The 11,995-nt window shown below is 64.1% G+C and carries 8 protein-coding genes; 4 read left to right on the forward strand and 4 right to left on the reverse strand.

Translation table 11 applies throughout. From position 1 onward, the window contains the following. The first annotated feature begins 115 nt into the window (after window positions 1–115). Both acs and U9J39_RS24585 read left to right on the forward strand, forming a co-directional pair. On the forward strand, window positions 116–2,098 hold the full coding sequence (acs, locus tag U9J39_RS24580) for an acetate--CoA ligase (RefSeq protein WP_326348328.1): 1,983 nt from the start codon (window positions 116–118) through the stop codon (window positions 2,096–2,098). Window positions 2,099–2,342: 244 nt separating this feature from the next. Then, the gene (locus U9J39_RS24585; protein WP_115706743.1) at window positions 2,343–2,639 is read left to right on the forward strand and encodes a hypothetical protein; all 297 of its coding nucleotides are present in this window, start codon (window positions 2,343–2,345) and stop codon (window positions 2,637–2,639) included. Window positions 2,640–2,684: 45 nt separating this feature from the next. Here the strand turns inward: U9J39_RS24585 and U9J39_RS24590 are convergent, their stop codons facing one another. After that, window positions 2,685–3,542 (reverse strand): GNAT family N-acetyltransferase, encoded by an 858-nt coding sequence (locus U9J39_RS24590; RefSeq protein ID WP_326348329.1) that lies wholly within the window; start codon window positions 3,540–3,542, stop codon window positions 2,685–2,687. Window positions 3,543–4,103: 561 nt separating this feature from the next. Between U9J39_RS24590 and U9J39_RS24595 the strand changes: the two genes are divergently transcribed. Beyond that, window positions 4,104–4,844, forward strand: coding sequence for a cupin domain-containing protein (locus tag U9J39_RS24595; RefSeq protein ID WP_326348330.1), 741 nt, complete (start codon window positions 4,104–4,106; stop codon window positions 4,842–4,844). Between the two features lie 179 nt (window positions 4,845–5,023). On the opposite strand, the gene U9J39_RS24600 is transcribed toward U9J39_RS24595, so the two are convergent. Next, window positions 5,024–6,427, reverse strand: coding sequence for an aspartate aminotransferase family protein (locus U9J39_RS24600; RefSeq protein WP_326348331.1), 1,404 nt, complete (start codon window positions 6,425–6,427; stop codon window positions 5,024–5,026). Between the two features lie 619 nt (window positions 6,428–7,046). On the opposite strand from U9J39_RS24600, the gene U9J39_RS24605 reads away from it, so the two are divergent. Further along, on the forward strand, window positions 7,047–8,666 hold the full coding sequence (locus U9J39_RS24605) for an ABC transporter substrate-binding protein (protein ID WP_116312469.1): 1,620 nt from the start codon (window positions 7,047–7,049) through the stop codon (window positions 8,664–8,666). A gap of 207 nt (window positions 8,667–8,873) precedes the next feature. On the opposite strand, the gene gabT is transcribed toward U9J39_RS24605, so the two are convergent. Then, a complete protein-coding gene (gabT, locus tag U9J39_RS24610) occupies window positions 8,874–10,166 on the reverse strand; it encodes a 4-aminobutyrate--2-oxoglutarate transaminase (protein ID WP_326348332.1) in 1,293 nt (430 codons plus the stop codon). 346 nt (window positions 10,167–10,512) lie between these two features. Beyond that, on the reverse strand, window positions 10,513–11,991 hold the full coding sequence (locus U9J39_RS24615; protein WP_115709231.1) for an NAD-dependent succinate-semialdehyde dehydrogenase: 1,479 nt from the start codon (window positions 11,989–11,991) through the stop codon (window positions 10,513–10,515). Window positions 11,992–11,995 lie beyond the last annotated feature (4 nt).

Below are 11,995 nucleotides of genomic sequence, written 5' to 3' on the forward strand. Positions count from 1 at the left end.
TGCCCGGATCGTAAGGGAATCCGGGCCCCACTGCTGAGCAGACCGCTGCGAGTTCACCGTAGCAACCGGGCCGGACTCGCAGCACCCACGCTCTCATCGTCCACAGGAATCGCCAATGTCTGATATTGCACCGCTGCAACAGGAAATCGAGCTCATCAATCCGCCCGCCCAGTTCGTGGATCAAGCGAACATTGCAGGCATGGCGGCCTATCGGGCCCACTGCGCGGCCGCAGAGGCGGACTACGAAGGCTTCTGGGCTCGGCACGCGCGCGACTGCATCAGCTGGCACCGGCCTTTCACCAGGACGCTGAACGAGGATCATGCGCCGTTCTACCGCTGGTTTGAGGACGGGCAGCTCAACGTTTCGTACAACTGCCTGGACCGCAACCTGCAGTTCGGCAACGCGGACAAGACGGCGATCGTATTCGAAGCCGACGATGGACTGGTCACGCGGATAACGTATGCGCAATTGCACGCGAAGGTGTGTCAGCTGGCCAACGGCTTGCGGGCCATGGGCGTCGGCAAAGGGGATCGCGTCGTCATTTACATGCCGATGTCCATCGAGGGCATTGTCGCGATGCAGGCATGCGCACGCGTTGGGGCGGTGCATTCGGTGGTCTTCGCCGGATTTTCGGCGAAGTCGCTGCGCGAGCGGATCATCGATGCCGGCGCGGTGGCCGTGATCACCGCCGACGAGCAGGTGCGCGGTGGCAAGTCGCTGCCGCTGAAGTCCATTGTGGATGAGGCACTCGCACCAGGCGGTTGCGAAATGGTCAGGCACGTTGTCGTTCACCGCCGTACTGGCGCGAGTGTTCCGCTGGTGGCGGGGCGCGACCTCTGGCTCGACGCGTTGATGGCCGCCCAGCCCGCAACCTGCGAGCCGGAATGGGTCGGCGCCGAGCACCCGCTGTTCATCTTGTATACCTCTGGCTCCACCGGGAAGCCAAAAGGGGTTCAGCATGCATCCGGCGGCTACCTGCTGTGGGCGGTGTTGACGATGAAGTGGACCTTCGACATCAAGCCTCACGACGTCTTCTGGTGTACAGCAGACATCGGGTGGGTCACCGGCCATACCTATATCGCCTACGGCCCTCTCGCCGCAGGAGCAACCCAGATCGTGTTCGAAGGGGTGCCAACCTATCCCAACGCCGGCCGCTTCTGGGACATGGTGCGCAAGCATCGGGCCACCATCTTCTATACGGCGCCGACGGCAATCCGTTCGCTTATCCAGGCCAGCGACAAGGATCCGGCAGTACACCCGGGGCGATACGATTTGTCCAGTCTGCGCCTGCTCGGCTCGGTGGGCGAGCCCATCGATCCGGACAGCTGGCGCTGGTACCACCGCAACGTCGGCAACGGCAACTGCCCGATCGTCGACACTTTCTGGCAAACCGAAACGGGCGGACACATGATCAGCCCGATGCCGGGCGCAATGCCATTGCAACCCGGCTCATGTGCGTTGCCGCTGCCAGGAATCATGGCCGCGGTGGTGGATGAGACTGGCAAGGAATTGCCAGACGGGCAAGGCGGCATCCTGGTAATCAAGCGACCATGGCCCTCGATGATCCGAACGGTCTGGGGTGATGCAGACCGGTTCTGGAGAAGCTACTTCCCGGCGGAGTTGGGCGGCAACCTGTACCTGGCCGGCGACGGGGCGGTGCGCAGTGACAAGACAGGCTACTTCACGATTACCGGTCGCATCGATGATGTGTTGAATGTTTCGGGCCATCGCATGGGCACCATGGAGATCGAGTCGGTGCTGGCGGCCCACTGCGACGTGGCCGAGGCCGCGGTGGTGGGCAGGCCGGATGACACCACGGGCGAAGCGGTTTGCGCGTTTGTGGTGCTGAAGCGCACCCGCCCGCAGGGGGATGAAGCAGCGCAGGTCGCGAAGGCGTTGCGTGAATGGGTTGCGCGCGAAATCAGCCCGATCGCCAAGCCAAAGGAGATCCGCTTCGCCGACAACCTGCCCAAGACCCGCTCGGGCAAGGTCATGCGCCGTCTGCTGCGAGGGATTGCGAAAGGGGAGCAGATCACGCAGGACCTGTCCACCCTGGAGGATCCCTCGATCCTGGTTCAACTCAGGCAAGCACAGTAAGTCAGCGTCACCGGCCGGCGCGCCGCCTATCCCTGCTTCAGGAAGCGGCCGGCCGCCGCACGGCGGTACGCGGATGCCATGCGGAACGTACCGGAAACGGTATCGAGCCGGCATGGTTGAACACCGGCAGTAACCTGCAACAAATATCGGAAGGCAAATGAACGCGGAGAAAGGAGGGAATCTCGGGCGGAATACGGGGGGCGGCAATGTTCCCCCGATGTCCCCGAAAAGACGATGGGCGGCAATGCAGCAGCGCTACCCGTCGCTGGGCGAGTTCGGCTATATAAGCATGATGCTCAGTTCATCCATGCATCCCAGGACGCAGCATCGGGTGCTGGACTGCATTGAGGAACAGCGTGTATGGGAGTGGAGGGACCCGCCCGGGATCGGCGTCACGCGCTTCGGGCGCTTCGAGCATGCCTGTTGTGTGACGTTTGCGCGCCGGGGCCGGTCGGCGATGTACTACGTCAGCCAGGATGAACGCTATCGCATGGAAGCAGCGCCGGCGTTCGTGTCCGAGTTCAATGCCGAGGCTGCATGAGCGATCGCATGATGAAAATCTCCGGATCGCTGCTGGTGCGCTGACTTAGCAGAGCGCCTGGCTAACGATTGCAAACTGCTGCAGCGTGCTATCCGACTGCGGTTCACCGTGGCGTGCCATGGCCACTCCCGTGTCAACCTGAAGTAGTCCTGCCTCCGCCAGCCAACCTTGCAGGCCGCTCGCGCCGGTGACGTCAATGCGCACGAAGGAGCCGGCGTAGGCTTCGCACCAATAGGCGATCAGGGCTTTCGCGTGATCCGCGTCAGACGCTACCACCGGCCCGATCGCATGGCCGCGTCCAAAGGGGCGCATGATGGAGAATCCGGTGACCTCGCCATGGCGCTCGAGCACGACCGTCTCGCCAGCCGCGAGCAGTGCCCCGAGGACCTCGTCGCGAGACATGCCAGTGGCCCGGTTTCCCAGCGCAATGATGGCCTCGGTATCGCCGGGGACGTACGGGCGCAGTGCTGCGCCTGGAAAGGACGGGGCGTGAGCGGGGGCTTTCAATGTTCCCTGGTGCTGGTGGATCGTGCCGGTCGCGATAAAGCCGAGTTGCTCGTACAGGGGCCGGCCGGCAGGCGTTGCGATCAGCAGCGTGGAACGCTCCCCCAGCGCCTCAAGCACCAGTTTCATCAACGCCTTGCCGATACCTTTGCCCTGGTGCTCCGGGGACACGATGATCATCCCGAGCGACGCCTGCTGTCCTTGTTTCCAGCACAGCGCGGTGCCAATCACCGCACCGGCCTCTTCGGCAACGAAGCCAGTGCCGAGGCCCAGGACAAAGCTCCAGTCCTCCTGGCGATGTGGCCAGCGCATGGTCTGCGACAGCGCATGGGCTGCAGGCAGGTCCTTTTCGTCCATCGCGCGATAGGTCACTGGAATAACGGTTGCTTGGCTTGGCATGATGTCTTCCTTTCTGGCACATTGAACCGGCCGCCGTGGCCCGCTACGGGCCCGCCATTGGCAGCATTGGGCAGCATTGCCCGGCCTGGTCGCGTCTGGCGGGCCTGGCGACTCCGGTAATCTTGCCATAGCTATGGGGCCGCTTCGCGGCCCGGCAGAGAATCCACACGATCATCTGGCTGCCGTGGCGTAACGAGGGTCTTATGCGGTCAAGCCGGCGGCAGACCGCATGAATTGCTAAGCCCATGGGCGTACCGTTGGCTTAGCGTCGGCAGGTGCGTCAGCGAGTGCCGCGCGGGCGGCGTCGCCATAATGGGTGCATCCGAGGCTTGCAGCAACATATGCCGCCGGGCGCCGCGAATGCCATAGATTCTTTCCTTAAGCCCTACCCAAACACGATACGCCGGAAAGCTGGTAGTGGTCTAATCCTCCTCGGGTTGCAGGAACGAGCGAAGACGCTTTCATGGTGCTCTGACCGTGCCTGTCCACCGATTTCTTCATTCCGAGACCCTGCGCCGACAGGCTATGCAGGCGCAATCTCATCGATCGCGGGAACAAGTCATGTCGAGTTTGCAGCAGCGCGCCACCCCGGCCACCTTTGTCGATCTGCGCGAGTTTGCGCGGGATCCTACCCGGGGCGTCCCGGTCACCGCGCAGGATGGCGAAGATGCATTCCTGTCCAGCCGCCGGCTGCTCGACTTGCCGCCAGGACCCGTCACGGTAGGGAAGATCGTGCTCGATGCTGGTGCGGGAGCCGTTGACGCACTGCAGGCGGACGAGTTCATCATCGTCAGCGAAGGCAGCCTGACGTTGACGCAGATGGGCCAAACGGTCGTCCTCGGTTCCGGCAATAGTGCCGTCATACTGCGCGAGGCGTGGTTCGCGTGGCGTGCCGAAGCGCCTGTCACCATCATCTTCATGCGTTACAACCACAGCGTGGTTGGCTCGCGCGCACTGGTGCCGATTGCGCAGGCGCCGGAACTGCAACAATCCGGCACGCCACCGGCCGAGTTTCTGCTTACGCCGGCGCCGGTTTGCCGCAACCATACCGATTATCGCTCCGAGGACGGAGAATTTGTCTGCGGCACCTGGGATTCGACGCCTTACCACCGCCGTGCAATGCCGTATATCCATTACGAACTGATGCACCTGCTGGCCGGCAGTGTGACGTTCCAGGACGAGACTGGTCGCAGCGGCACATTCTCGAAAGGCGATATTTTCCTGGTCGAACAGCATGCGCAATGCAGTTGGGAAAGCCGGGAGCATGTGGCGAAGGTCTATGCCATCTTCCGTCCGTCCTAGCCATCGATTTCCGGTCCGTTTTTCTTCAGTGGTCCCCGCTTCACTGTGAGGCGTTTGCCCACAGGCTGCCATGCCTGTGGGCCTTTTTTTAAAGCGGCGCTGCGCGATGCTCTGCGGCCCGGCGCTGGGGCGCTGTCGCACGTCGATGCAACGGGCTCAGGCAATAGCTGGGTCAGCAATCAGCTTGCAAGCGCGGTGCGCACCTCAGGTGCGGCAAGCACGTCGTCCAGGGTCTTCTTCACGCGTGCGAACATCAGCTCGAACTCGGCTTCGGTATAGGTCAGTGCGGGGGCAAAGCCCAGGATATTGTCTGCGAAGGCGCGGAACACAATGCCGTTGCGGTAGGCTGTCGCCGCGATCCGCTCGGCCAGGCGCAGCGAAGGGTCGAAGCCGCGCTTGCTGTCCTTGTCGCTAACAAGCTCCAATGCGCCGAGCAGGCCGCGATGGCGCGAGTCACCCACCAGCGGATGGTTGCGCAATGCATCCAGGCCGGCGGCAAACGGCGCTGCGCCCCGCTGACCATTGGCCAGGATGCCGCCCTCCTCATACAGGCGCAGCACCTCCAGGGCCACCGCGGCGCTGACCGGATGAGCAGAGTATGTCGCGCCATGGCCGACTGGCGCCCCATCGGGCGCGCCGTCGGCAATGCCGGCATACACCTGCTCGGAGACCACTGTCGCCCCCATGGGCACGTAGCCGGCGGTGAGGCCCTTTGCCAGTGTCATGATGTCGGGGACAACCTCTTCAGCCTCGCAGGCGAACATAGGGCCGGTGCGCCCGAACCCGGTAATGACTTCGTCGACGACAAAAAGGATGTCCAGCTCGCGCGCCGCGTCACGCATGGCCTTGAGCCAGCCCCTGGGCGGCACAATCACTCCGCCCGAGCCCTGCACCGGTTCACAGAAGAAGGCGGCCACATTGTCCGCGCCGAGCTCCGCGACCTTGTTGCGCAACGCTGCCACCGAGGCGTCGATGATTCCCTGGGCATCGTCAGGGTTGCTGGCGCGATAGGGATTGGGAGAGGGAATGTAGTGCTGCGTTGGCAGGGGCAGGTCGAAGCCGCGGTGGAAGGCGGGCAGGGCGGTCAGTCCGGCGCCGGTGGAAGAAGAGCCGTGATAGCCGCGCTCCAGTGCGATGCAATGCTTCTTGGTTGGCCGCCCGGTGGCATTGAAGTATTGCGTAATGAAGCGCACGGCCGTATCCACCGCTTCGGAGCCGCCCAGGGTGAGATAGACGTGGTTCAATGAGCCGGGAGCGAGCTGCGCGAGCTTCTCGGCGAGGCGGATGGCAGGCTCGCTGCTGAAGTGAAAGTAACCGGTCGCATAGGGCAGGCGGCGCATCTGCCCGGCGGCGGCCTGCACCACGCTTTCCTGTCCGTAGCCGATATTGACGCACCAAAGACCGGCGAACGCGTCGAGGACTTCATTGCCGTTGGCATCCGTCAACCAGGCGCCGCGGCCGGAAGCCAGTACGGTAGGGCCGCGCTGCTCGTGCAGGCGCCACGGCGAGACGGGATGGATCAGGTGCGCGCGGTCCGCGGCGTCAAGAGCGGCGAGTTGGGGCAGGTCATTAATCAGGGTCATTGCGGTGTCCTTCGCATCCATTCATACCTAGCGCTGCCGGCTGGTTTGAAACAAGCTTAGCGGCGGCGGCGCACGGCATGGTGCTGCATTGTGGGGGCGCCACGATGAACGCTGCCGTTATGCGGGGCGAGACAGCAGATTGTTTGGCGTGAGGGTTCGTCAAGCGCCTGAACGACGCTGTCCCGTATTGACTGGCTGTTCTGGGGACTCCGCCACAGCGGGACCCGGAGTGGCGCCGGCTGCATCGGGACGGCGGCTACCGGCTTCCATTGGCGGTAGGGGCATGGAGGCGGCCGACTCGCCGTGCAGGAAGGACTGGAAAGGGCGCGTCGCACAGCGCATGATGCCTGATGACAGGATGCCAGGTTGCTGGAACGGGCTGGGGTTTATCCGTAGTTTGAAAGATTCGTCTGCCGGAGGCCCCAGCTTTGCAATTCGATACGGTCGCGCAGCCCCCAACGGGAACAAATGCTGGTGGGGTTGGCTAGCATGAAGCACCGAAGCCGATCCTGTAGTCGTCGGTTGCGGAAGAAAAAGGAAAATGCGGCGCAGGCCCGAGGGTCAATGGCATTCCGCCGGGGACACCGTCCTCATGCCCCCGGCACCATAGGAGCAGACGATGAGCGATAGCCGTAACCAGTTGGAAAACTTTGTCGGTCCCGGTGAAAGCCTTCGGCTGATGGACGCGCTCAAGCGCGGCGCCACCCGGCGCGATGTCCTGAAGATGCTGCTGGCGGGAGGCATGCAGGCCACGCTGGCCGGCGGACTGGCCGGCGCGGCGGTCGGCGCGCATGCGCAGACGCCCAAGCGCGGCGGACGCATCCGCGTGGCGGTGGGCACGGCCTCCGCCTCCGACACGCTCGATCCGGCCAAGCAGTCGAACCAGAACGACTATGTGCGCTGCAACATGGTCTACAACGGACTGACCTCGCTGGACCGAAGCCTGGCGCCGCGGGCGGCGCTGGCGGAGACGTTCAACACCACCGATGCCAAGACCTGGGTCTTTACGCTGCGCAAGGGCGTGACCTTCCACGACGGCAAGGCGTTGTCGCCGGCCGACGTGGTGTACTCGATCATGCGCCACAAGGATCCGGCCACGGCCTCCAAGGCCAAGGTGCTGACCGAGCAGATCGAGAGCGTGAAGGCCACCGGCCCGAACGAGGTCACGGTAGTGCTGAGCAGCCCCAATGCCGATCTGCCGGTCATTCTGGGCACGTCCCATTTCCACATCATCAAGGACGGCACCACCGACTTCAGCGCCGGCATCGGCACCGGGCCTTACAAGATCAAGGAGTTCAAGCCCGGCGTGCGCACGCTGGTGGTGCGCAACGACGCATACTGGAAGCCGGGCAAGCCCCACCTCGACGAGATCGAACTCGTCGGCATTGCCGACGAGAGTGCGCGCGTCAACGCACTGTTGTCCGGTGGCATGGACCTGGTCGCGATGATAAACCCACGCGCCGTGGCGAGGATCAAAGGGACTCCCGGCTATGCCGTCCTCACGACGCAATCCGGCCAGTACTCCGACCTGATCATGCGCAAGGATGTGGGCCCCGGCACGAACCCTGACTTCATCCTGGGCATGAAGTACTTGCTGGACCGTCAGCAGATGCGGCAAACCATCGCGCTCGGTAATGCGGTTGTCGCCAACGACCAGCCCATCGACCCCACCAATCGCTTCTATTTCAAGGATCTGCCGCAGCGGCCGTTCGATCCCGAGAAGGCGAAGTTTCATCTGCGCAAGTCGGGCGTGACAGGCAAGGTGCCAGTGGTGACATCGCCGGCCGCCCTGTATTCGGTCGAGATGGCGCTGGTGCTGCAACAGGCAGCGCAGCGTGCGGGTCTGGAGCTCGAAGTCAAGCGCATGCCGGCAGACGGGTATTGGTCCAATCACTGGCTCAATAGCCCCGTAGGTTTCGGCAACGTGAACCCGCGGCCCAGCGCCGATACCATCCTCACCCAGTTCTTCAAGTCCGACGCGCCATGGAACGAGTCCCGCTGGAAGAATCCAAAGTTCGACCAGTTGCTGCTGGCCGCGCGAGCCGAAACCGATAACGGCAAGCGCAGTCAGATGTATGCCGACATGCAGACGATGATCCACGAGGAGGCTGGCATCGGCATCCCGTTGTTCCTGGCAAGCATCGACGCGCATACGACCAAGCTCAAGGGGCTTTCGCCCATCCCGCTGGGCGGTCTGATGGGCTATATGTTTGCCGAGCATGTGTGGCTCGATGCCTGACCGGCGGCTGTAGCGGCAGATGATGCAAAGGCTCCCTACGCTGTAGGGAGCCGTGGGGCATGGTTGCGCGCACCTCGGCCGGACCCTGGCGTTGCGCCTGAGTGCGGCGCCGGGGTCCCCAGCGAAACTGCCGTGTGCCGGGCGCCGTTCGCGGCGCCGGTTTCCTGGTTATTGCTCAGCGTTAGTGCTCAGCGTTATTGCTCAGCGTTATTGCTCAGCGTTATTGCTCAGCGCAATGGCCGCGCGCAGAATCTCCAGGGCCTCTTGAGCGGTTTCCAGGCTGGTGTTCAGCGGTGCCAGCAGGCGCACGGTATTGCGATGCACGCCGCATTTGATTACCAGCAGACCACCTTCGCGGCAGCGGTCGATAACCGCTTGCGCGAAGGCCGCGTCAGGCTGGAACGGGTCGCCGTTCTTGACGAATTCCAGCGCCAGCATCGGCCCCAGGCCGCGCACCGTGCCGATGGCGGGGAATTCCCGTGCGAGCTGCTCCAGGCCTGCACGCAGCGTTTCGCCAAGTCCGTGCGCCTTGGCGAGGAGCTGTTCCTCCTCGAATACGTCGAGCACGGCCAGCGCGGCGGCGCAAGCGAGCGGGTTGCCACCATAGGTCCCACCCAGGCCTCCCGCTGCCGGCGCATCCATGATCTCGGCGCGCCCGACCACGCCGGACAGCGGCAAGCCACCGGCCAGGCTTTTCGCGACGGTGACCAGGTCCGGCTGGATGCCCGCATGCTGGAAGCCGAACGTCTTGCCGGTGCGGCCGAAGCCGGCCTGGATCTCGTCGAGGATCAGCACGATGCCGTGCTTTTCCGTCAGTGTGCGCAGCGCGCGCAGGAACTCGCTGCCGGCAGGGATGAAACCTCCGTCGCCCTGCACGGGCTCGAGAATGATGGCGGCAACGCGGTCGGGCGCGATCTGCGTGGCGAACAGATCCTCGAGAGCGCGGATTGCATCGGCGCTGGAAATGCCGCGGAACGCATCCGGGTAAGGCGTGTGGTACACCTCGCCGGCGAGCGGGCCGAAGTTCTGCTTGTAGGGCGCGCTGATGCCGGTCAGGGTAGTGCCGAGCAAGGTGCGGCCATGGAATCCGCCACGGAACGCGATGACGCCCGGCACGTTGCGATAAGCGCGTGCGATCTTGATCGCGTTCTCGACGGCCTCCGCGCCTGTGGTCGCGAAGAGCGTCTTGTATTGCGCCGTCCCGCCGACGAGCTTGTTCAGCCGCGCAGCGAGCTCGACATAACAGTCATAGCCAACGACCTGGAACGCCGCATGGGTAACGCGACCCAATTGCTTGCGCACCGCTTCGACAATCCTGGGGTGGTTGTGACCGATGTTCTGCACGCCAATTCCACCCACAAAGTCGATATAGCGGCGGCCTTCCACATCCCAGAGGTAAGAGCCTTCCGCCCGGTCCGCGAAAATCGGATGCGCGGTGACGATGCCGTGCGGCACATGTTGCGTACGGAACGCGATAAGGTCCTGGTTGGACTGGGTCATTGCACTACACCTCATTTTTTTCAGGTTCCGCGAAGCCGGGGTCGCGGTGAGTTGTGAAGGAACTGGAGCCGGCAAGCGTTTCGGCACGGGGCGGTTATCGTCGCCGTGCAGCCTGGTCGCTCACGCTGGCTGACGCTGATCGTGAAGACGAGTATAGGGAGGATGCCGGAGGCGCTTTGACGGATTTCGCTCCCTGTATTGGTAGCGAATCCTGTTGTAAGGAGGGGAACAGCAGTTCCTTCGCTGGCCGGATGATCGCGTCCGCCGCGACGTAGAAATGCAGAGCGGCCGGCAAGGCCGGCCGCTCTGCGTGCTGAGAGGGAAAGCCCTGGCCGGCCTCGGCCGCTCAGTCCAGCTGGCCCTGGCACACGTACTTGATGTGCATATACTCTTCGAGGCCATGTCGCGAGCCTTCGCGCCCATATCCGGAATCCTTGACGCCGCCGAAGGGAGCCGCTTCCGCGGCCAGTGCGCCTTCGTTGACGCCAACAATGCCCGTCTCCAGTGCCTCCGCCAGGCGCCAGATCCGTCGAACGTCGGTCGAGTAGAAATACGCGGCGAGGCCGAACGGCGTGGCATTGGCCGCCTCGACCACATCGGCCTCGGTATGGAAGCGGGTCACGGGCGCTACGGGGCCGAAGGTTTCCTCGCAAGAGCATTGCATGGATGCATCCGCATTCACCAGCACGGTCGGCGCGTAGTAATTCGGACCGGTGCACTGCGCGTTGCGAACGCGCTGGCCGCCGACCACCACGCGGGCCCCACGGCCGAGCGCATCCTGGACGTGGCGTTCGATCTTGTCCACCGCGCGCGCGTTGATCATCGGGCCGATCTGCGCCGCCGGGTCGGTCGCGGGACCAACGACCAGCGCACCGACGCGCGCAGCGAGTTTGTCGACAAAGGCATCGTGGACCTTGTCCTGGACATAGATCCGGTTCGGAGACACGCAGGTCTGCCCGCCGTTGCGGAACTTCGCGGCCATCAGCCCGTCGACGGCCGCGTCCAGATCCGCATCGTCGAACACAATGAACGGAGCGTTGCCGCCAAGCTCCAGCGACAGCTTCTTCAGCGTATCGGCGGAGCGGCGTGCCAGGTGCTTGCCGACCGGCGTCGAGCCGGTAAAGGTAATCTTGCGCACGCGTGCATCATCCAGCCACACATCGACGACTTCGGCAGCGCGCTCGCGCGAGGCCGTGACGATGTTCAATACGCCCGGCGGCACACCCGCCTCCTGGGCAAGCCTTACCAGTGCGAGCGAGGTCAGCGGGGTATCTTCCGCCGGCTTGCAGACGACCGTGCAGCCGGCAGCCAGCGCGGGGGCGATCTTGCGCGCGATCATTGCGGCAGGGAAATTCCACGGCGTGATCGCGGCGACGACGCCAACCGGCTCGCGCAGCGCCAGCATGCGGCGGCCCTGTAACGGCGCCGCGATCACGTCGCCATCCGCGCGCGTGGCTTCTTCCGCAAACCATTCGATATAGCTGGCCGCGTACAGAACCTCGCCTTTGGCTTCCGCCAGCGGCTTGCCTTGCTCGCTCGAGATCAGCCGGCCAAGGTCTTCCTGGTGGCTGACCACGAGATCGTTCCAGCGCTTGATGATCTGCGCGCGCTGCTTGGCCGGGGTCTTGCGCCATGCGGGGAATGCGGCGTGGGCGGCGTCGACGGCGCGCAGCGCGTCGGCAGCGCCGCTATCCGGCGCGGTCGCGAAGGCTTCTTCGGTGGCGGGATCCACCACGGCCACGGTGCGGTCATCGGCCGCACTGCACCATTCGCCGCCGACAAAGTTGCGGCCCGGGAGCAAGTGTTGGTTCAGGGACAAAGGCATGAGA

Source organism: Cupriavidus sp. SS-3 (genome assembly GCF_035818815.1).
GTDB classification, from domain to species: domain Bacteria; phylum Pseudomonadota; class Gammaproteobacteria; order Burkholderiales; family Burkholderiaceae; genus Cupriavidus; species Cupriavidus taiwanensis_C.